Genomic DNA, 19,661 nt, shown 5'->3' with positions numbered 1-19,661 from the left:
GTAGAGAGCGTTGAGGGCTGCGCGGAGCCGGTTCCGGCGGGCGCGCTATCGCAAAAAATTGAACTTTACCCAAGAGTACTATTAGCATAGGATATCTATGCTGTTACACAGGCGTAACATCGGACGCCTGTTGATTCACAGCAATATATGAGCTTGAACAACACGGAGGCAGTCATGTGGGTTTCGCGTCGTCTTCTCAACCTGCTGGGGATGGGCGCTGCCGCCGCGTTCGCCGCGCTGGTGATTCCGGGGTCCGCCGCCAACGCGGCGGGGGACCCGTTCCTGGACGGCGGGCCGTATGAGACCTGTAACGGTGCGGTCTGCATGGTGATGGGGGACATCCTCGACGGTGGCTGGACATACCAGGGCGTCCGCCCGTTCATCACCGACTGGAAGGGCGACCAGCCCTACACCATCACCTACACCGACGGCGACAACACGCTCGACGCCGGGACGTACAACATCAAGATCGAGGACTACTGGAACTCGTTCTTCTCCACCCGGGCCTACCAGTTCGGTGACTTCGTCGCCAACCCGACCCTGCCCGCCGACTTCGACCTGAGCAGCCTGGGCAACTTCGGATACCTGTCCGGCTCCTCGATCTACGAGGTCAACATCGGTGACTTCACCAACCTGACGATCAACGGCGTGGGACCGCACGACCTGAACTACTGGGTCATGTCGGCCGGCGACCTCGGTTACACCGTGGTGACCGACCCGATCAACTTCGCATCGGCGGCCTACGTCACGATCGGCGACGACGACCCGCTGTTCTTGTGGAACAGCCTGTTCCACTCGTGGATCCCCGAGGTGCCGGACTACCTTGTTCCGAACGACCCGTTCGCCAGTCTCGACTTCGACCCGTCGCAGTACCTCGGTGACGCCTGGGCCGGCTTCTAACCCCTCGGCTCAGAACTTGTAGCGCAGCACCCGGGCCTTGCCGGCCACCGATTTGAAGCGGCCGGCAAGCCGGGTGATTCTGCGAGCCGGGCCCGGAAACGAATCGACCTCGGCTGCGTGCGCCAAGCAGGCCTGTTCGACCAGGCGCAGCCGAGGGTCCCACCGCTGCGGGGTGCGCGGGTCGGTGAAGCCGGGATTGGCCCAGACGTGGCGCAGCACGGTGAACATTCCCCGCGGCGCCAGCTTCATGCCCAGCCAGCTGAACGGCCCGACCCGGCCGTAGTCGTTGAACGCCAACTCGCCGGTCCCGAGATGGTCGATGGCGTGCGCGATCAGCGCAATGACCTGTGCCTCGGTGAGAAAAGCGAACAGTCCGTCGGCGATCACCATGGTGGGTCGACCGGTCGGGACACTGTCCGTCCAGTCCGTCCCGGTCAGATCGGCGGCGATGAGGTGCTCGCCGGGCTGAGCCGGCACCACCTTCTCGCGCAGCGCGATCACGCGCGGCAGATCGATGCTGTACCAGTCGACGCCCGCCGGCGGTTTCACCCGGGCCAACGGCTCGTTGAGCCCGGCGCCGAGGTCGACCACCACCGCATCGGGGTGCGCAGCCGCGTACCCGCGGACGCGCTCGTCGAGCATCTTGGCGCGGAGGGCAGTTTGGCGCACCACGCTCGCCGGAATGCGGAATGCCGGGAAGTCGTAATCGATCTGGCCGACCACGCGCTCGGAGAACTCGTCACCAAGGATCGGTACGGGAGCGCGACAGTCCAGTGCACGGGCGTACGCGGTGAGGAAGGCGGTCTGCTCGACCAGGCTGAACTCGGTGACGGCAATCGACATGGGCTCACCGTAAGCGATGTCGGCGGTAGCGGCCCGTAACGGCAATCCCGCGCCTAGGCCGCGGCGGCGCCACTAACGTCGACGCCATGGAAGGCGCCACGGAAACTCTGCCGGCAACGACCATCGCGGTCGCAGCCGACGGTGCGCTCGGTTCCATCACGCTGAGTCGTCCGGACAAGCTCAACCCGCTGAGCACGGCGACGCTGAACGAGTTGGTGGCGGCGGCCCGCTGGTTCGACGCCCGCCCCGCGGTGAAAGTCGTGGTGGTGGCCGGCAGCGGCCGGGCGTTCTCCGCCGGCGCCGACCTGGGCGCGTTCGTCGCCGCCGGCGGCGGAACCGCAGCCCTGCGGGACGCCGCCGACGCCGGGCGGCGGATGGCCGATGCCATCGAAGCCATGCGGGCGGTGACGGTGGCGCGGCTGCACGGCCACTGTGTGGGCGGCGGCGTCGTGCTGGCCGCGGCGTGCGATCTGCGGGTGTCCGCCGAGGACACCCGATTCTCGATTCCGGAAGTCGACCTGGGAATTCCGCTGGCCTGGGGCGGTATCCCGCGACTGGTCCGCGAGATCGGGCCGGCGCTCACCAAGGAACTCGTCTTGACCTGCCGCCCGTTCGACGCCGCCGAGGCCAAGGCGATCGGTTTGCTCAACCGGGTGGTACCCGAGGCAGACCTCGGCGCGGCGGTCGACGAACTGGTAGACCAGCTGGTCAACAAATCCGCGCTCACGCTGGGCGGCACCAAACGTCAGGTCAACGCGGTGACCGACGGCATGGTGGGGACCACACGCAGCTGGAACGACGCCGACGCACTGGTCACCGCGGTGCACGATCCCGAGTCGCAGGCATCGGCGATGGCATATCTGGAACGAGTCAGTCGCCGCTGAGGCGACCGTGAGCAGGAGGAACAGATGACGCAGACATCGCTGGCGGCCACCTTATGCACCGTCGGCGATACGCAGACGCTGGCGTAGAGGCTTTCGATCTCCTCGGCGTCTTTCAGACAGGAGAACGCGACGCCGCCAATGGTTTTCACCTTCGGCCACGGCACCGCGGACCGGGCCGAGATCACCGCGCTGCTGACAGGTGCCGGTGTGCAAGGCCTCATCGACGTACGCAGCGCCCCGGGAAGCCGGCGCAACCCGGACTCCGCGCGCGAGGAGATGCAGCGTTGGCTGCCGGCAGCCGGTATCGGCTATCGGTGGGAGCCACGACTGGGCGGCTGGCGGCCGACCAAGGGGGAGAGCCCCGACGTCGGGTTGCGCAATGACTCGTTTCGGTCCTACGCGGGCTACATGCGCAGCGAGGACTTCCGGGCCGGAATCGATGAGTTGCTGGCCGAAGCGGCGGATCAACAGGTTGCGGTGATGTGCGCCGAGACCGTCTGGTGGAGATGTCATCGCAGGCTGATCGCCGACTACCTCACCCTGGTCCGCGGAACCGAGGTACGGCACCTGATGCACGACGGCAAGCTGCGCGACCACCGGCCGACCGCCGAAGCACGCGTAGCCGGCGCGGTGCTGATCTATGACGGCCCGGCTGCCGAACCCGAATAGCCGCGGTCAGCGCCGCGAGGGGTGTCGCGAACCCAAGACGACCCACACCGCGCTGCAGGCGCCCGCAGCGGTCAGAACCGCGGCCGCGGCGCTGGAGGTCACGGCACCGACGATCAGCAGGGTGACCAAGCCGATGGCCAGCGCGACCAACTTGTAGGCCGGCCACGGCACACCGGCGATGGGCACGTGCTGCCCGAAGCGCTGGGCGGTGGTCATGGATTTAACGGTACGCGATAATCAATTGTTAGGCCAGCCGAAATCTGCTCGCCGGATTGTTATGTCGTGACACGGTATTACGCTGGCTGCATGCCTCTGAGCGGAGAATATGCACCCAGCCCGTTGGATTGGTCACGCGAGAACGCCGAGAAGTACATGGAGTCCGGTGGCACCGAGGGCATCGAGATGAAGGGCAAACCGGTCGTGCTGTTGACCACGGTCGGCGCCAAAACCGGCAAGCTGCGCAAGGTCCCGCTGATGCGGGTGGAACACAACGGTCAGTACGCGATTGTCGCGTCGCTGGGCGGCGCCCCGCAGAACCCGGTCTGGTACTACAACGTCGCGGCGAACCCGCGTGTCGAGCTGCAAGACGGACCCGTCAGCGGCGACTACGACGCCCGCGAGGTATTCGGCGAGGAAAAGGCGCAGTGGTGGGAACGCGCGGTCGACGCGTTCCCCTATTACGCCGAGTATCAGGAGAAGACCGATCGTCAGATCCCGGTGTTCGTCCTGACCCCGGTGGGCTGAACCCCCTGCTGGGTGACACCATATTGCGGTGTCCGCCGAACTGCGCCAGAACCGAAGTGGCTCCCATCCCGGCCCCGCACAGGGCCCGTCGAAGGGCCCGTTGACCGCGGCCGACATTGACGCGGCGGCCAAGCGAATCGCCGGCGTGGTGGCGCCCACCCCGCTGCAGTACAGCGACCGGCTCTCCGCGCAGACCGGCGCCAACGTCTATCTCAAGCGGGAAGACCTGCAGTCGGTGCGCTCCTACAAGCTGCGGGGCGCTTACAACCTGCTGGTCCAGCTCAGCGACGCCGAGCTCGCGGCAGGTGTGGTGTGCTCGTCGGCCGGTAATCACGCGCAGGGATTCGCCTACGCCTGCCGATCGCTCGGGGTCCACGGCCGGGTCTATGTGCCGGCCAAGACACCGAAGCAGAAGCGCGACCGCATCCGCTACCACGGCGGCGAGTTCATCGAGCTGATCGTCGGCGGCGCGACCTACGACCTGGCCGCGGAGGCGGCATTGGCCGATGTCGCCCGCACCGGTGCGACGCTGGTGCCGCCCTACGACGACCTGCGGACTATGGCGGGCCAGGGCACCATCGCGGTGGAACTGCTCGACCAGCTCGACACCGAGCCGGACCTGGTAGTGGTGCCGGTCGGCGGTGGCGGCTGCATCTCGGGCATCACCACCTATCTGGCCGAGCGGACCACCAGGAGTGCCGTGCTGGGCGTCGAGCCGGCCGGGGCCGCATCGATGATGGCCGCGTTGGCGGCAGGGGAGCTGGTGAGCCTCGACCACGTCGACCAGTTCGTCGACGGTGCCGCTGTCCGGCGCGCCGGGGCTCTGCCGTTTGCGGTGCTGTCCGGGGCCGGCGACATGGTGTCGGTGACCACCGTCGACGAAGGTGCGGTGTGCACCGCGATGCTCGACCTGTACCAGAACGAGGGGATCATCGCCGAGCCGGCGGGCGCCCTGTCGGTGGCCGCGCTGCTGGAGGTCGACTCCGGCATGCTGGCCCCGGGGTCCACGGTGGTGTGCCTCATCTCCGGCGGCAACAACGACGTGTCCCGCTACGGCGAGATCCTGGAGCGCTCGCTGGTGCACCTGGGCCTCAAGCACTACTTCCTGGTCGACTTCCCGCAGGAACCGGGCGCTTTGCGGCGCTTCCTCGACGAGGTTCTCGGGCCCGGCGACGACGTCACGCTGTTCGAGTACGTCAAGCGCAATAACCGCGAGACCGGCGAGGCCCTGGTCGGTGTGCAACTGGGCTCGGCTGCCGACCTCGAGGGCCTGCTGGACCGCATGCGTACCTCGGAGATCCACGTCGAGCCACTGGAACCCGGCTCGCCCGCCTACCGCTACCTGCTGTAGCAGCGCGGATTCAGCGCAGCAGGTGAGCTCCGGGCACCGAACGGGTAGCCGACCGTGATGGTGTCATCGGAGACAATGCGCATGGATGAAACCGACGTCCGCCGGGTGCTCGATATCGCCCTGCGATTCGGGCAGCTGCTGCTGGGATCACAGGCCGGAACCGCCGACGTCGCCTCAAGCATGTTGGCCATCGCCACCGCCTACGGACTGCCGCAGACCCAGGTGGACATCATGGCCAACTCGATCCGGGTCTCAGTGCCCCGCGGGGTGCCGGGCGCCCCGGTCACCGCGATGTATCTGGTGCAGTCGCGCTCACTGGACTACACGCGGCTGCAGCTGGCCACCGATCTGGCCGAGCAAGTGGTGAACACGACGCCGGATCCCGAGTGGGTGCAACAGCAGCTGGACATCGTGACCCGGGCCGATCACCCCTATCCCCGCTGGGTGGCCACCGCCGGTTGGGCGGTGATGGCCGGCGGCTTCGCCGTACTGATCGGTGCCGGGCCGCTGGTCGCGCTGATATCTGCGGTCACCACCGCCCTGATCGACCGGATCGGCCGCGTGCTCAACGGCTGGCAACTGCCACTGCTCTTCCAGCAGGTCGTCGCCGCCGCCGTGGCCACCGGGGTCGCCATCGGCCTGCACGCCGTCGGCTGGCTGCCGGCCGGCACCCCGGTATCACCGGTGGTGGCCGCCAACATCGTGGTGCTGTTATCCGGGCTGGCCACCGTAGGTTCGGTGCAGGATGCCATCACCGGCTACCAACTCACGGCTGTCTCGAGGGGGATGGACATCCTGCTCTTGTCGGTCGGAATCCTGGTCGGCGTCTCGATCGCGGTGCAGATCGGCGGGGTTTTCGGAGCGCAAGTCCGGGTGAGCCCAGAGATGCCGGTGGCAGCACTGAGCGTGCCGGTCTATCTACTGGCGGGCGCCACCGGCGCGGCCGCCGCTGCGATTGCGGGCTATGCGCAGCTCAAGGCGGCACTGGCGGCCGGCCTTGCCGGGGCGACCGCCACGCTGCTGTTCTTCGGGCTGCAACTGCTGCAGACCAACGCGATCGTGAGCTCGTTCGCGGCCGCCGCGGCGACCGGGCTGGTCGGCACCCTGCTGGCGCCCCGGCTTCGGGTCACGCCGTTGGTCATCATCATGGCGGGCATCATCCCGCTGGTTCCCGGGCTGACCCTGTTCCGGGGCTTCGTACAATTGGTCAACGGGCAACCCAACGCCGGAGCCTCACTCGGGATGGCGGCCGGGCTGGCGCTGGCGCTCGGCGCCGGTGCGGTGTTGGGGCCGCTGCTGGCGCCCTCGGTGCGACGCGAACTCAGCCGCTATCACCTGCGCGGGCGCGCAGCGGCGACGCGTCGCATCCGCAGCCCCTACCGCATCCCACAGTTGGCCGGTATCCGCTATTTCGGGCGCCGGGCGGCCTAGCTCACCGGCTCTTGCACAAGATGGTCAGCGAACGTCCCGTCACCGTCACGGCCTGGCCGGCGTCGACCACCAACTCAGTTCTGCCTGCCGGGTCCGCGGTGTCGATCACCACGGTCCAGACCTGCGCGTAGTCGGTATTGGGGGTCACGAATTCGACCGGTGTCTCACCGGCGTTGAAGCACAGCAGAAAGGAGTCGTCGATGATCCGCTGCCCGCGCAGATCCGGCTCCGGCAGTGCCTCGCCGTTGAGGAAAACCATGACGCACCTGCCGAATTCGCTGCCCCAATCCTGCTGGGTCATCTCTTGGCCGGCCGGGGTCAACCAGGCGATGTCATGCACCTCGTCGCCGCCGCAGAGCGGTCTGCCCTCGAAGAACCGGCGCCGCCGGAACACCGGGTGCGCGGTGCGCAACGCGGTCATGGCCCGGGTGAACGCGAGTTGGTCGGCGTTGCGTTCGGCCAAGGTCCAGTCCATCCAGGACAGCTCGGAGTCCTGGCAGTAGACATTGTTGTTGCCGCGCTGGGAGCGGCCCATCTCGTCGCCGTGCAAGATCATCGGGGTGCCCTGGCTGATCAGCAGGGTGGCCATGATGTTGCGGGCCTGGTGGGCCCGCAACGCCAGGATCGCGGGGTCGTCGGTCGGGCCCTCCACACCGCAGTTCCACGACCGGTTGTAACTCTCGCCGTCCCGGTTGTCCTCGCCGTTGGCTTCGTTGTGTTTCTCGTTGTAAGACACCAGATCCGCCAACGTGAAACCGTCGTGGCAGGTGACGAAGTTGATACTCGCGCTGGGACGCCGCCCGGTCGCCTCGTAGAGGTCCGAGGAGCCGGTCAGGCGAGAGGCGAACTCACCGAGGGTTTCCGGCTCGCCGCGCCAGTAGTCACGCACCGTGTCGCGGTACTTGCCGTTCCATTCCGTCCACAGCCCGGGGAAGTTGCCCACCTGGTAGCCGCCCTCGCCGACGTCCCAGGGCTCGGCGATCAGCTTCACCTGGCTGACCACCGGGTCCTGTTGCACCAGGTCGAAGAAGGCCGACAGCCGATCGACGTCATGCAACTCCCGGGCCAGCGTGGAGGCCAGGTCGAAGCGGAAACCGTCGACGTGCATCTCAGTCACCCAGTAGCGCAACGAGTCCATGATCAGCTGCAGGGTGTGGGGGTGACGGGCGTTGAGGCTGTTGCCGGTGCCGGTGTAGTCGGTGTAGTGCCGCAGGTCGTCCTCGTCGAGCCGGTAGTAAGCGGCGTTGTCGATTCCGCGGAAGTTCAGCGTCGGGCCGAGGTGGTTGCCTTCGGCGGTGTGGTTGTAGACCACATCGAGGATCACCTCGATGCCGGCCTGGTGGAACGCGCGCACCATGGCTTTGAACTCTGCCACCGCACCGCCGGCCTGGCGGTTGGCCGCGTACTCGTTGTGCGGCGCGAAGAAGCCGAAGGTGTTGTACCCCCAGTAGTTTCGCAGCCCCAGCTGCAGCAGCCGCTGATCGTGCAGGAACTGGTGGACCGGCATCAGCTCGATGGCCGTGGCGTTCAGCGACTTGAGGTGGTCGATGATCACCGGATGCGCCAGCCCGGCATAGGTGCCGCGCAGCTCGGCCGGAATGCCCGGATGGGTCGCGGTCATACCCTTGACATGCGCCTCGTAGATGAGCGTCTGGTGGTACGGCGTGCGCGGTGACCGGTCGGCCGCCCAGTCGAAGTAGGGGTTGATCACCACGCTGGTCATGGTGTGACCCAGCGAGTCGAGCGCGGCGGGCGCAGCGCCGTTGTCGGGATCGGCCAGGTCGTAGGAGAACAGTTCTGGACCGAACTCGAAGGCGCCGTGAAAGGCCTTGCCGTACGGGTCCAGCAGCAGCTTGCTGGGATCGCAGCGCTGGCCCGCGGCGGGGTTGAACGGTCCGTGCACCCGGAAGCCGTAGTGCTGGCCGGGCCCGACGCCGGGCAGGTAGGCATGCCAGACGTAGCCGTCCACCTCATCGAGACCGATCCGGGTCTCGGTGTGGTCGCTGTCGTCGATCAGGCAGAGTTCCACACGCTCGGCCACTTCGGAGAACACCGCGAAGTTGGTGCCGGCCCCGTCGTATACCGCGCCCAGCGGATAACTGTTTCCGGGCCAGACCGTGGGCGCGGACGGCTCCGGTGTGGGCTCTGGGCCCGACTCAGCCGACGACACCGCTTGACCTTATCCGCTTTTCCGGCATTCGCCGCCGAGCATGGCCGGGTTCACCACCAGCCGGTGGCGGCGCCCATCTGACGTCCGAGTTCTCCGGTCATGGTGCGCATGTAGGTTGCCGACAGGTGGTGAGAGTCGTGATAGATCAGCACATTCCCCTCGACCGCGCGGCAGATCTCTTTGTCGCAGACCGCGTCGGACAGGTCTAACGGCTTGAGCAGCGGGAATTTCTTGACGAAGTCCAGGGTGGGGTTGCGCTCGACAAGCACTTCAGAGCGTTTGATGCCGCAGGACTCCGCGTCGCCGCCGGAGGCCAGGCAGTCCGCGGGCTGGAACGGGTCGCCGTCACGCACCAGCCACGGGGTGTCGCGGACCCCCAGGATGGGGATGTTGTTGTCCGACAGCTGCTTCCAGATCCCGATGTAGGTTCCCGGCATCACGTCGCCCGGTTTGATGTTCCACGGCCGGGTGGCGGTGGTGAACACGAAGTCCGGGCGGTCGGCGATCAGTTTTTCCATCGTCTTGCCCACCCACTGGTAGCACTGCGGGTAGGGGGCGTTGTTGCCCATGATCAGCGGGACCTTCTCGGTGGACAGCGGGCAGCCCATCTTGAGGTAGGTCACCACCTTGAAGTGGTGCCGCTGGCCGAGGATGTCCAGCGCAGGCAGCCAGTGTTCAGCGTGCGACCCGCCGGCCAGCGCGACAGTCCGGGTCGCCTCGTGGTCGCCGTAGGTGCAGTTGATCAGGTCCGGGTTGGTGAAGTTGCTGATGCAGCCTTCCCGGGTGGACACCGGCAGGTCCTTCTTGGCCTCCAGGATGGTCGGCCGCATCCGGAGTTTGGGGACCCGCTTGTGCTTGAGCAGCGCGCGGGCGCCGGGGTAGTCGTCCTTGCTCAGCTTGACCAGCTCGGTCCCGCTGGCGCGTTGCACGGTGACATGTTCGCGCCAGGAGAATGACGTCGCCGTCAGCGCCACCCCCAGCAACACCACGGTCGAGCCCAACACCGACGTCGGACGTCGCCACCAGCCGGCCGTGGGCTTGCGCCACCGCGGGCGCAGCACCGGCGCGGCGGGCTGGCCGGCCGGCTTGCGGGAGCGCAGCGGATCTTCGACGAATCGGGTGGTCAGGTAGGCCAGTACGCCGGAGACCGCCAGGATCACCGCGCCGTCCAGCAGGCTTGCGTGCCGGTGCCCGCTGTAGGACAGCCAGAAGATCAGCAACGGCCAGTGCCACAGGTACAACGAGTAGGCCATCGAGCCGAGGGTGACCAGCGGCGCCGCCGCCAGCCACCGGTTGGGCCACGGCAGTTTCGCACTGGTGCTCGGGAGGGCTTGCCGGTTGGCCCCGGCCAGGATGAACGCCACCGTGGCTCCGACCGGCACCAGCGCCCACGGTCCGGGGAACTCCCGCACGCCCTCGATGAGGGCCCCGCAGCTCAGGATGGCCGCCAGCGCCACCGTGCCGACGGCGGTCCGCAGCCACATCGGCCAGCGGATGTAGGGGACCAGCGCGCCGACCAGCGCGCCGATCAACAGCTCCCAGGCGCGGGCGAAGCTGTTGTAGTAGGCCAGTGACTGATTGGCCTGGTGCGCGACGATCGCATACCAGAAAGAGGCCACCGTCAGCGCCGTGAGCAGCACGACGAACGCGACCCGAAGGTGCTTGCCGAGTATGCGCCGGAGCAGGAAGGCGAGGCCGAAGACCAGCAGCAGGAAGCTCAGGTAGAACTGGCCCTGTACCGACATCGACCAGATGTGCTGCAGGGGGCTGACGGCCTCACCGGCCTGCAGGTAGTCGGCGGCGCTGCGGGCCAGCTCCCAGTTCTGGTAGTAGCCGAGGCTGGCCAGGCTCTGGTCGGCGAACGTCTCCCAGCGGGTCTGCGGCTGGATCAAGATCGTCAGCAGCGCGCAGGCGGCCAGCACCACCACCAGTGCGGGCAGCAGGCGGCGGACCAGCCGGCTCAGGTCGGGAAGCGGTGACAGTGACGAGGCCGGGTTCAGCGCGACCCGCAGCAGCTTGCCGCCGAAGAAGAAGCCCGAGAGCGCCAGGAAGACGTCGACCCCGCCGGAGACTCGCCCGAACCAGACATGGAACACCGCCACCAACGCGATCGCGACGCCCCGCAGACCGTCCAGATCGTGGCGGTAAAAGCCCTCCTTGCGGGTGCCCATCACGGTGGCCGACCCGCGGGTCGGAACCGAGCCGGATGCGGGCTCTGCAACAGGTGTTACTGCCGGTCGAGGCGGGGACAGGGCAATCATGATCGCCCGACAATCTACCTAACCTGCCTGGAGAAACCGCATTCTGCGCGTTGTGACGTCGGCCGAGTCGGTCAGGAGCCGATCACTCGGGTCAGGTAGGGGACCATGTTGGAGGTGCGCGCCGGCGAGACCGCGACCGCGGGGCTGGTGCCCTCGATCATCTGGTTGTTGCCCAGGTAGAGGGCAACGCTCTGCGTCCCGCCCGGGCCGTAGCACAGCAGATCACCGGGGCGGGCCTGGGCGGGCGGGACCTTCTGGCCGACGCTGCACTGCTCGCCGGAGGTGCGCGGCATTCTGATGCCGGCGCCGGCGAACGCGTACTGGATCAGGCCGGATGCGTCGAAACCGACGGTGGTGGTGTCCGGAATGTCCTCGGTGGGTGCCAGCGACGTGCCCGGCAGACCCGGGGTGACGCTTCCCGGCAGCAGCGGATTGCTGGGGGTGCTCGGGACGCCGGCGCGGCCGGTGATGTCGGTCAATGAGCTGCGGGTGGTGGCAGCGCGGGCCCGCGCGCTGTTGGTGGGCCCGTTGACGTCACCGCCGCCGTAGACGAAGGGCACGCCGCGCTGCGAGAGCGCTCGCTGGATCACCCGCTCGACGAGCTGGTTCTGACCGGTCTGAGACAGCGGGTCGGCGTAGGCGGGCGCGGCATTCAGCGCCGGAGCCAGGGCCGCCGCCAATGCGATCGCGGTAGCGCAGACGCGTTTCATAGGAGCAACCCCCTTCTCGGCCGATATTCACGGCAGTATCACTCGTCACTTCTGTCACAGAGACTACCGGCGTTTACGCCCCATCAGCCGCCGCGGAAGAGAAATTGCGCAACCTGTGACCCAACGGTTATGCCGGCGGCCACTACTGTCGTCAGGCATGTCCGCGTTGACTCCCGACCAGATCAGCGCCATCGACGCCGCACACCTGTGGCACCCGTACAGCACAATCGGCGCCGAATCTCTGGCGCCGACGGTGGCGCTGGCCGCCCGGGGCGCCTACCTGACTCTGGTCGTCGACGAGGCACCTCTCGACGTACTCGACGCGATGAGCTCGTGGTGGACTGCGATCCACGGCCACGGCCACCCCGAACTGGACGCCGCGCTCACCGCGCAGGTAGGCACCATGAGCCACGTCATGTTCGGCGGGCTCACCCACGAACCCGCCGCTCGGCTAGCCGAGCTGCTGGTGGACATCACCCCGGCCGGGCTGGACACGGTGTTCTTCTCCGACTCGGGGTCGGTGTCGGTGGAGGTCGCGGTCAAGATGGCGCTGCAGTACTGGCGCGCTCGCGGCCGCGGCGCCAAACACCGGCTGATGACCTGGCGCGGCGGCTACCACGGCGACACCTTCACTCCGATGAGCGTCTGCGACCCCGACGGCGGCATGCACTCGCTGTGGCGCGATGTCTTGGTGGCCCAGCTGTTCGCCCCGCAGGTGCCCCGCGACTACGACCCGGCCTACAGCGCCGCGTTCGAGGCCCAGCTGGAGCAGCACCGCGACGAGGTGGCTGCCGTGATCGTGGAGCCGGTGGTACAGGGCGCCGGCGGTATGCGCTTCCACGACCCGCGCTACCTGGTGGACCTGCGCGACGCCTGCACCCGCCACGGCGTACTGCTGATCTTCGACGAGATCGCCACCGGCTTCGGCCGCACCGGTGAGCTCTTCGCCGCCGATCACGCGGGCGTGACCCCCGACATCATGTGTGTCGGCAAGGCCATGACCGGCGGTTACCTCAGCCTGGCCGCCACGTTGTGCAGCACCGAGATCGCCCACACGATCAGCGGCGGGGAGGCCGGCGCACTGATGCACGGGCCGACCTTCATGGCGAACCCGCTGGCCTGCGCGGTCTCGGTCGCCAGCACCGAACTGTTGCTGCGCCAGGACTGGCGTGCATCGGTCGCCGGGATCGGCGCCGGGCTGACCGCTGCCCTACAACCCGCACGTGACCTGCCCGGGGTCGCTGACGTCCGGGTCTGCGGCGCGATCGGAGTCATCGAATGCCGGGAACCGGTGGACATGGCCGTTGCGACTCGAGCGGCACTGGCGCACGGCGTGTGGCTGCGCCCCTTCCGCAACCTGGTCTACGCGATGCCGCCCTACATCTGTAGCCCCGAGGAGATCGCCCGGATCGGCGGCGCGATGGTCGACGCGGTGCATGCCTTAGCCTGAACAGTGTTCAAGTCGTCTCGAGACCGCACAGGGAGAGCCGCGTGACCCGCACCGATGTGTCGCCACTGGCCTGGCTGGCCGAGGTGGAGCAGCGGCGTCGACAGGCCGGTCTGCGACGTTCACTGCGGGTGCGGCCTGTGGTCGCCACCGAACTGGACCTGGCGTCCAACGACTACCTCGGCCTGGCGACCCACCCGGCCGTCATCGCCGGCGGTGTCGAGGCGCTGCAGACCTGGGGCGGCGGCGCCGGGGGATCGCGTCTGGTGACCGGCAATACCGAACTGCATCAGCAGTTCGAACAGGATCTTGCCGACTTCGTCGGTGCGCCAGCGGGTTTGGTGTTCTCCTCCGGTTACACCGCCAATCTCGGCGCGGTGGTCAGCCTGTCCGGGCCGGGGGCACTGGTGGTGTCGGACGCCTACTGTCACGCATCTCTGGTGGACGCCTGCCGGCTCTCGAGGGCGAGGGTCGTCGTCACCGAGCACCGGGACGTGGACGCCGTCGCCGCGGCACTGGCCGGCCGGACCGAGGAACGCGCCGTTGTGCTCACCGAGTCGGTGTTCAGCACTGACGGCGCGCTGGCCCCGCTGCGCCGGCTGCACGAGGTGTGCCGCAGGTACGGCGCCCTGTTGATCGTCGACGAGGCGCACGCACTGGGGGTGCGCGGCTCCGGTGGCCGCGGGCTGGTGCACGAGGTCGGGTTGGCCGGCGCGCCCGATGTGGTGATCACGACGACGTTGTCCAAGGCCCTGGGCAGTCAGGGCGGTGCGGTGCTGGGGCCCGTAGAGGTTCGCGATCACCTCATCGACGCCGCCCGCACGTTCATCTTCGACACCGGTCTGGCCCCGGCAGCGCTGGGCGCCGCGTCGGCCGCGCTGGACGTGCTGGTCGCCGAGCCGTCTCGCGCCGCCGACGTGCTTCGGCACGCGGGCGTGTTGGCGGAGATCTGCGAGCTGCGCGACCAGCCGCAATCCGCGGTGGTCTCGGTCATTCTCGGGGACGCGGAGACGGCGGTGGCCGCCGCGACCACCTGTCTGGACGCCGGAGTCCGGGTCGGTTGCTTCCGGCCGCCCACCGTGCCCGCGGGCACGTCCCGGTTGCGGCTGACCGCGCGGGCTTCGCTGACCGCCGACGATCTGGAGTTGGCGCGACGGGTGCTGCGCGCCGTGCTGCGCGACCATCCCGCTTTGTCGTCATGACCGTCTTGGTCATCACCGGTACCGGCACCGGCGTGGGCAAGACGATCGCGACCGCCGCGCTGGCCGGCGCTGCCCGGCAGGCCGGGCTGGACGTGGCGGTGTGCAAACCGGTTCAGACCGGCACCGCTGACGGCGACGACGACCTGGCCGAGGTCGGCCGGCTCTCGGGGGTGAGCGAACTGTTCGCCGCTGCCCGCTACCCGGCGCCGCTGGCCCCGGCGGCCGCGGCCGAGCAGGCCGGGATGACACTGCCGACCCGCGCCGAGCTGTCGGCGCTGATCCGGGCCGCCGACCGCCCGGAACGACTGACCCTGGTGGAGGGCGCCGGTGGCCTGCTCGTCGAGCTGGCAGCCGACGGCGTCACGCTGCGCGATCTGGCCGTCGACCTCGGCGCCACCGTGCTGGTGGTGGTCGGCGCCGAACTGGGCACCCTCAACCACACCGCACTGACCCTGGAATCACTGGCCGGACAGGGGTTGTCGTGCGCCGGATTGGTGATCGGCAGCTGGCCGGCGCAGCCCGGACCGGCCGCCACCAGCAACCGCGGGGCGCTGGCCCGGCAAGCTGCGGTACGCGCGGTGCTGCCGGCCGGTGCCGCCGCGCTGGGCGTCGCGGAGTTCGCGGCCATGAGTGCCGCAGCGTTCGACACCGACTGGGTGCGCACCCTGGCGGGGTAGCGATGGTGCACTCGATCGAGCTGGTCTTCGACGCCGGCACCGAGACCGCGGTCCGGCGGATCTGGACCGATCTGGCCGCCGCCGGCGTGCCCAGCCAGGCCCCGGCCGCGCGACCGCACGTCACCCTGGTGGTCGCCCAGCGCATCGATCCGCAGGCCGACGCCGCGCTGGCCACCGTTGCCGACCGACTGCCGATGGACTGCACGCTTGGCGCGACGCTGATCTTCGGCCGCTCACACGGGGTGCTGGCACGGCTGGTGGTGCCGACGGTGGCCCTGCTGGAACTGCACGAGCAGGTGTACCGGTTATGCGCACCCCTCCTGATGCCCGGACCGTTGGCCAACGTGACGCCGGGCCGGTGGACGGCGCACACCACGCTGGCCCGCCGGGTCGGGCCGGACCAGTTGGGCCGGGCTCAGCGCATCGCCGGCCGAGCTGACATCAGCGGGCGATTTGTCGGGCTGCGCCGATGGGATGGCAACGCGCGCAACGAGTATCTGATCTAAGCGGTGATCGCAGGCGCGGCGAGGCCGGGCGCGAAGGGTCACCGCGAAGGGCTACCGACGGTTACACCGGCCCGCATCGTCAGGCCGTCGATCAGCAGTCCCATCCCGAACGCGAATGCGCCGCTCGGGTCGGCCTCGGGCGTGATCTCGGCGGCCCCGGCAGCGTCCCACTGCAGGCGGGACTGTTCGTCGGCGGTGAACCCCAGCACGTAGTAGACAACGGTGCGGGCGACCTGCCCGGCCTGATCCGGGTGTACGCCTGCGGCTGTCGCCGACTCCGCCAACAGCGTCAGGATGTCGGTGGCCGCCTGCGACTGGCCGGCCGCCATGCTGGCCGACACCAGCTCGGCACCGTCGGTGTGGGACAGCAGCGCATCGCGCAGGCGTTGGCCCACGGTCTGGATCCGCCACTGCCAGCTGCCCGGCCCGGGATCGGCACACGCGGGCGCCAGCACGCGGTCGGCGACCGCACCCAGCAACTGCTGCTTGTTGGCGAAATGCCAGTACAGCGCGCTGGGGCTGACATTGAGCTCGCGCGCCAGCCGGCGCATCGACAGATCGGCGATGCCGTAGTCGTCCAGGATGGTGGTCGCCGCCGCGACCACGTCAGGTTTGTGCAGCTGCACCCCCCTAGCCTAACCTGAACACCGTTCAAGTTTTTGAGGGGAGCACGTGTGACCGACGACATCCTGGCGCTGGCGCGGGAGCAGGTACTGGAGCGCGGCGAGGCGTTGCGTCGGGATCAGGTTCTCGAAGTGCTGCAGCTACCCGACGATCGCCTCGATGAGCTGCTGGCGTTGGCCCACGAGGTGCGGATGCGCTGGTGTGGTCCGGAGATCGAGGTCGAGGGCATCATCAGCCTGAAAACCGGTGGCTGCCCCGAGGATTGCCACTTCTGCTCGCAGTCGGGACTGTTCTCCTCACCGGTGCGTAGCGCGTGGCTGGACATTCCCAGCCTGGTCGAGGCGGCCAAACAGACCGCCAAGACCGGCGCCACCGAGTTCTGCATCGTCGCCGCGGTACGCGGGCCCGACGAGCGGCTGCTCGCCCAGGTCGCCGCGGGCATCGAAGCCATCCGCAACGAGGTCGACATCCAGATCGCCTGTTCGCTGGGCATGCTGACCCAGGAGCAGGTGGACAAGCTGGCCGCCATGGGCGTGCACCGCTACAACCACAACCTGGAGACCGCCCGATCGCATTTCCCCAACGTCGTCACCACCCACACCTGGGAAGAGCGGTGGGAGACCCTGCGCATGGTGGCCGAGGCCGGCATGGAGGTCTGTTCCGGCGGCATCCTCGGCATGGGCGAGACGCTGGAGCAACGCGCGGAGTTCGCCGCCGATCTGGCTGAGCTCAACCCCGACGAAGTGCCGCTGAACTTCCTCAACCCACGCCCGGGCACTCCGTTCGGCGACCTGGAGGTGCTGCCGGCCGCCGACGCGCTGCGGGCCGTCGCGGCGTTCCGGCTGGCGCTGCCGCGCACCATGCTGCGCTTCGCGGGCGGCCGGGAGATCACGCTGGGCGACCTGGGCGCCAAGCAGGGCATCCTGGGCGGTATCAACGCCATCATCGTCGGCAACTACCTGACCACCCTGGGCCGGCCTGCCGAGACCGACCTGGAACTGCTCGACGACCTGCAGATGCCGATCAAGGCACTCAACGCCACCCTGTGATGGTTCGCGACCTGCCCGTTCCGGTGGCAGCCGGTGTCTACAACGTCTACACCGGCGTGCAGAGCGACGATCCCGCCGGGGCTTCGTTGCCGACCGCGGCCCAGTTGGGCCTGGAGCCGCCGCGGTTCTGTGCCTCCTGTGGGCGCCGGATGATGGTGCAGGTCCGCCCTGATGGCTGGTGGGCCAAGTGTTCGCGGCACGGTCTGGTGGATTCGGCCGACCTGGACACCCAGCGGTGACGACCCCCGGAGCGCCGCGGATCACGCGGAAACGGGCATACCTGACCATCGCCGCCGGACTGGCCGTCATCGGCCTGCCGATCGGCGCATTGTGGGCGTGGGTCGCCCCGCCCATCAACGGGGTGGTGGCACTGACCCGCGGCGGCGAGCGGGTGCAGGCCTACCTGGGCAACGAGGCCGAGAACTTCTTCATCGCGCCGTTCCTGCTGCTCGGGCTGTTGGGCGTAGTGGCAGTGGTGGCGGCCACCCTGGCCTGGCAGTGGCGGGCCCATCGGGGACCGGGCATGATCGCCGGCCTGGTGGGAGGCCTGGCTGCCGGGGCAGCGCTGGCGGTCCTGACCGGCACCGTCTTGGTGCAGCGCCGCTACGGCAGCATCGACGTGGATGCCGCGCCGGTGAGCCCCGACCACCGGGTGCACTACGTCGCCGAGGGGCCGCCGGTGTTCTTCGGGCACACGCCGCTGCAGATCGCGGCCTCCCTGCTGCTGCCTGCCGCCACTGCGGCATTGGTCTACGGCATGTGCGCCACGTGGAGCACCCGCGACGACTTGGGCGGCTATCCGCCGGAATCCGTGCGGCGACCGCAGCGGGCGGTCACAGCGGAAGGCGTCGCACCGCCCCGCCGGTGATGACCCGGCCCGCGACCACACCCAGGCGCAACAGCCCGAGATAGGTCTTGGGGTTCAGCAGCGCCGGCCAGGCACTGCTCACCGGCGCCTGCGGCAGCGGCCGGTTGGCGAACCGGTCGCGCAACCAGTCCAGCACCATCGGTGCCGACAGTGGATGCAGTGTCACGTGCTCGCTGAGCAGATCGCGGTGGTAGGTGATCGGCACGCCGCCGGCCGCGTAGGTCTCGGCGAGCGCGTCGATGTCGTCGACGGAGATCACCTGGTCGTGGATGGCCTGCAGCATCAGCACCGGGACAGCCGGGACCGCGCCGCCCAGTCGGGTGTCGTCGAACACATGCTGGACGACGGGGTGTTCGATCAGCTGTTCCAGCGGCCGGTCGATGAAGGTGTCCAGGGCGCGATGGTGCAGGCGCAGCACCGCGGTCGCGGTGGTGACCAGCTCCAGGGAGTGCAGCAGTGCGCGGCCTTCGACGGTGGCGTGCTCCTCGATGACCTTGTCGAGGTCGGGATACACCCGGGCCAGCGCGGAGATCATGATGGCCGGCAGGCCGGACCAGAATGAGCCGTTGAGACGCTGCAGGGTGTTGCCGAGGTCGCCCACCGGTGAGCCCAGTGCGACGCCGACGATATTGAGGTCGGGGGCGTAGTCGCCGCAGACCTGAGCCGCCCACGCCGTGGACAGACCGCCGCCGGAGTAGCCCCAGAGGCCCACCTGGGCGTCGGCGGACAGTCCCAGCTGGTCGTGGCCCAGCGCGGCGCGCAGCCCGTCGAGCACGTAGTAGCCGGGTTCATACGGCGCCCCCCAGTGGCCGAAGCGGCCCTCGTGGTCGGGGATCGAGACCGCCCAGCCCTGCGACAGGATGGCTGCGATCAGCACGAATTCGAGTTGGGTGAAAGACCCGTGCGCCCGGGCGCGGCGGCGCAGCGCGAAGGACGGGAAGCAGCGGCCGTCCACCGCGTCGATCGCGCACTGGTACGACACGATCGGGCATGGCCGGGTCCGGTCCCGGTCGGAGGGCACCACCACGGTGGTCACCGACACCTGCGGGATGTTATTGCGGTCGACGGTGCGGTAGAGCAGTTGGGTGGCCTGCAGTTGCTGCGGGATCAGGCCCAAAAAGGCCAGCTCGACGTCGCGGGAGCGCAGGACCGTGCCGGCCACGGCGTGCTGGAAGCCTGCCGGCGGCGCATAGAACGGATCTTCGTCCACCGGCAGGGGGCGTTCGCCGGCCTGCAGCGGCTGGTGCGGGGCCTGCCCGATCCACTCGACAGATGTTTCGCGGGCCAGACTGTCGACATCCATCCCGGCATTCTTGCTTAAGAGG

General features: G+C 68.7%; 20 protein-coding genes. 13 read left to right on the top strand and 7 right to left on the bottom strand.

What is annotated here, in order from left to right; genetic code table 11:
• Window positions 1-174 precede the first annotated feature (174 nt).
• On the top strand, window positions 175-900 hold the full coding sequence (locus N416_RS21770; RefSeq protein WP_125079822.1) for a hypothetical protein: 726 nt from the start codon (window positions 175-177) through the stop codon (window positions 898-900).
• A gap of 9 nt (window positions 901-909) precedes the next feature.
• On the opposite strand, the gene N416_RS0116115 is transcribed toward N416_RS21770, so the two are convergent.
• Window positions 910-1,743, bottom strand: coding sequence for a class I SAM-dependent methyltransferase (locus N416_RS0116115; protein WP_024443134.1), 834 nt, complete (start codon window positions 1,741-1,743; stop codon window positions 910-912).
• An 86-nt stretch (window positions 1,744-1,829) separates the two neighbouring features.
• Here N416_RS0116115 and N416_RS0116110 point away from each other — a divergent pair, with 86 nt between their 5' ends.
• Together N416_RS0116110 and N416_RS0116105 are read left to right on the top strand one after the other, a co-directional pair.
• The gene (locus N416_RS0116110; protein WP_036458250.1) at window positions 1,830-2,627 is read left to right on the top strand and encodes an enoyl-CoA hydratase/isomerase family protein; all 798 of its coding nucleotides are present in this window, start codon (window positions 1,830-1,832) and stop codon (window positions 2,625-2,627) included.
• A 138-nt stretch (window positions 2,628-2,765) separates the two neighbouring features.
• Window positions 2,766-3,296 carry a DUF488 family protein gene (locus N416_RS0116105; protein WP_024443132.1) on the top strand — a complete coding sequence of 177 codons (531 nt, stop codon included), beginning with the start codon at window positions 2,766-2,768 and terminating at the stop codon, window positions 3,294-3,296.
• Between the two features lie 6 nt (window positions 3,297-3,302).
• On the opposite strand, the gene N416_RS0116100 is transcribed toward N416_RS0116105, so the two are convergent.
• On the bottom strand, window positions 3,303-3,512 hold the full coding sequence (locus N416_RS0116100) for a hypothetical protein (protein WP_024443131.1): 210 nt from the start codon (window positions 3,510-3,512) through the stop codon (window positions 3,303-3,305).
• A gap of 90 nt (window positions 3,513-3,602) precedes the next feature.
• On the opposite strand from N416_RS0116100, the gene N416_RS0116095 reads away from it, so the two are divergent.
• The 3 genes from N416_RS0116095 to N416_RS0116085 all read left to right on the top strand — a co-directional run bounded on the left by N416_RS0116095 (window position 3,603) and on the right by N416_RS0116085 (window position 6,822).
• A complete protein-coding gene (locus N416_RS0116095) occupies window positions 3,603-4,040 on the top strand; it encodes a nitroreductase family deazaflavin-dependent oxidoreductase (protein ID WP_024443130.1) in 438 nt (145 codons plus the stop codon).
• Between the two features lie 40 nt (window positions 4,041-4,080).
• Window positions 4,081-5,391 (top strand): threonine ammonia-lyase IlvA, encoded by a 1,311-nt coding sequence (gene ilvA / locus N416_RS0116090; RefSeq protein WP_046300141.1) that lies wholly within the window; start codon window positions 4,081-4,083, stop codon window positions 5,389-5,391.
• An 81-nt stretch (window positions 5,392-5,472) separates the two neighbouring features.
• Window positions 5,473-6,822 (top strand): threonine/serine exporter ThrE family protein, encoded by a 1,350-nt coding sequence (locus N416_RS0116085; protein ID WP_036458268.1) that lies wholly within the window; start codon window positions 5,473-5,475, stop codon window positions 6,820-6,822.
• Between the two features lies 1 nt (window position 6,823).
• Here the strand turns inward: N416_RS0116085 and glgX are convergent, their stop codons facing one another.
• The 3 genes from glgX to ripD form a co-directional block, all read right to left on the bottom strand.
• Window positions 6,824-8,992: a glycogen debranching protein GlgX gene (gene glgX, locus N416_RS0116080; protein WP_024443127.1), complete on the bottom strand. Its 2,169-nt coding sequence runs from the start codon at window positions 8,990-8,992 to the stop codon at window positions 6,824-6,826.
• Window positions 8,993-9,042: 50 nt separating this feature from the next.
• Entirely contained in the window at window positions 9,043-11,253 is a 2,211-nt protein-coding gene (locus N416_RS0116075; protein ID WP_024443126.1) for an acyltransferase family protein, read from the bottom strand.
• A 71-nt stretch (window positions 11,254-11,324) separates the two neighbouring features.
• Complete coding sequence (gene ripD / locus N416_RS0116070) at window positions 11,325-11,963, bottom strand: NlpC/P60 family peptidoglycan-binding protein RipD (protein WP_024443125.1); 639 nt, start codon at window positions 11,961-11,963, stop codon at window positions 11,325-11,327.
• Window positions 11,964-12,120: 157 nt separating this feature from the next.
• Between ripD and N416_RS0116065 the strand changes: the two genes are divergently transcribed.
• The 4 genes from N416_RS0116065 to N416_RS0116050 are packed head-to-tail and all read left to right on the top strand — an operon-like array spanning window position 12,121 to window position 15,795.
• Window positions 12,121-13,413, top strand: coding sequence for an adenosylmethionine--8-amino-7-oxononanoate transaminase (locus N416_RS0116065; protein WP_152664727.1), 1,293 nt, complete (start codon window positions 12,121-12,123; stop codon window positions 13,411-13,413).
• A 41-nt stretch (window positions 13,414-13,454) separates the two neighbouring features.
• Window positions 13,455-14,612, top strand: coding sequence for an 8-amino-7-oxononanoate synthase (locus N416_RS0116060; RefSeq protein ID WP_024443123.1), 1,158 nt, complete (start codon window positions 13,455-13,457; stop codon window positions 14,610-14,612).
• Window positions 14,609-15,289 (top strand): dethiobiotin synthase, encoded by a 681-nt coding sequence (bioD, locus tag N416_RS0116055; protein WP_024443122.1) that lies wholly within the window; start codon window positions 14,609-14,611, stop codon window positions 15,287-15,289. The genes N416_RS0116060 and bioD overlap by 4 nt, the downstream gene beginning before the upstream one ends.
• Before the next feature lie 2 nt (window positions 15,290-15,291).
• Window positions 15,292-15,795: a 2'-5' RNA ligase family protein gene (locus N416_RS0116050; RefSeq protein WP_024443121.1), complete on the top strand. Its 504-nt coding sequence runs from the start codon at window positions 15,292-15,294 to the stop codon at window positions 15,793-15,795.
• Between the two features lie 38 nt (window positions 15,796-15,833).
• On the opposite strand, the gene N416_RS0116045 is transcribed toward N416_RS0116050, so the two are convergent.
• Window positions 15,834-16,421 carry a TetR family transcriptional regulator gene (locus N416_RS0116045; RefSeq protein WP_024443120.1) on the bottom strand — a complete coding sequence of 196 codons (588 nt, stop codon included), beginning with the start codon at window positions 16,419-16,421 and terminating at the stop codon, window positions 15,834-15,836.
• Between the two features lie 48 nt (window positions 16,422-16,469).
• On the opposite strand from N416_RS0116045, the gene bioB reads away from it, so the two are divergent.
• Genes bioB through N416_RS0116030 form a run of 3 tightly spaced genes read left to right on the top strand, consistent with a single transcriptional unit; the run spans window position 16,470 to window position 18,336 of the window.
• Window positions 16,470-17,468, top strand: coding sequence for a biotin synthase BioB (bioB, locus tag N416_RS0116040; protein ID WP_024443119.1), 999 nt, complete (start codon window positions 16,470-16,472; stop codon window positions 17,466-17,468).
• Window positions 17,468-17,707 carry a hypothetical protein gene (locus N416_RS0116035; protein WP_024443118.1) on the top strand — a complete coding sequence of 80 codons (240 nt, stop codon included), beginning with the start codon at window positions 17,468-17,470 and terminating at the stop codon, window positions 17,705-17,707. The genes bioB and N416_RS0116035 overlap by 1 nt, the downstream gene beginning before the upstream one ends.
• A complete protein-coding gene (locus tag N416_RS0116030) occupies window positions 17,704-18,336 on the top strand; it encodes a DUF2567 domain-containing protein (protein WP_024443117.1) in 633 nt (210 codons plus the stop codon). The genes N416_RS0116035 and N416_RS0116030 overlap by 4 nt, the downstream gene beginning before the upstream one ends.
• Here the strand turns inward: N416_RS0116030 and N416_RS0116025 are convergent.
• A complete protein-coding gene (locus N416_RS0116025) occupies window positions 18,302-19,639 on the bottom strand; it encodes a lipase family protein (protein ID WP_024443116.1) in 1,338 nt (445 codons plus the stop codon). The two genes, N416_RS0116030 and N416_RS0116025, sit on opposite strands and share 35 nt — an antisense overlap.
• Between the last annotated feature and the right edge of the window lie 22 nt (window positions 19,640-19,661).

The organism is Mycobacterium sp. UM_WGJ, assembly GCF_000455125.1.
Classification (GTDB): Bacteria; Actinomycetota; Actinomycetes; order Mycobacteriales; family Mycobacteriaceae; genus Mycobacterium.
The sequence above is the reverse complement of the archived record's forward strand: the minus strand, read 5'-3'. Positions and strand labels throughout refer to the sequence as shown.

Coding starts and splice junctions, on each gene's coding strand:
- N416_RS0116100 (WP_024443131.1), bottom strand. CDS start 3,512: ATGACCACCGCCCAGCGCTTCGGGCAGCACGTGCCCATCGCCGGTGTG.
- N416_RS0116065 (WP_152664727.1), top strand. CDS start 12,121: ATGTCCGCGTTGACTCCCGACCAGATCAGCGCCATCGACGCCGCACAC.
- bioD (WP_024443122.1), top strand. CDS start 14,609: ATGACCGTCTTGGTCATCACCGGTACCGGCACCGGCGTGGGCAAGACG.
- N416_RS0116025 (WP_024443116.1), bottom strand. CDS start 19,639: ATGGATGTCGACAGTCTGGCCCGCGAAACATCTGTCGAGTGGATCGGG.
- N416_RS0116075 (WP_024443126.1), bottom strand. CDS start 11,253: ATGATTGCCCTGTCCCCGCCTCGACCGGCAGTAACACCTGTTGCAGAG.
- N416_RS0116085 (WP_036458268.1), top strand. CDS start 5,473: ATGGATGAAACCGACGTCCGCCGGGTGCTCGATATCGCCCTGCGATTC.
- N416_RS21770 (WP_125079822.1), top strand. CDS start 175: ATGTGGGTTTCGCGTCGTCTTCTCAACCTGCTGGGGATGGGCGCTGCC.
- ripD (WP_024443125.1), bottom strand. CDS start 11,963: ATGAAACGCGTCTGCGCTACCGCGATCGCATTGGCGGCGGCCCTGGCT.
- N416_RS0116095 (WP_024443130.1), top strand. CDS start 3,603: ATGCCTCTGAGCGGAGAATATGCACCCAGCCCGTTGGATTGGTCACGC.
- N416_RS0116035 (WP_024443118.1), top strand. CDS start 17,468: ATGGTTCGCGACCTGCCCGTTCCGGTGGCAGCCGGTGTCTACAACGTC.
- N416_RS0116110 (WP_036458250.1), top strand. CDS start 1,830: ATGGAAGGCGCCACGGAAACTCTGCCGGCAACGACCATCGCGGTCGCA.
- N416_RS0116105 (WP_024443132.1), top strand. CDS start 2,766: ATGGTTTTCACCTTCGGCCACGGCACCGCGGACCGGGCCGAGATCACC.
- N416_RS0116050 (WP_024443121.1), top strand. CDS start 15,292: ATGGTGCACTCGATCGAGCTGGTCTTCGACGCCGGCACCGAGACCGCG.
- N416_RS0116115 (WP_024443134.1), bottom strand. CDS start 1,743: ATGTCGATTGCCGTCACCGAGTTCAGCCTGGTCGAGCAGACCGCCTTC.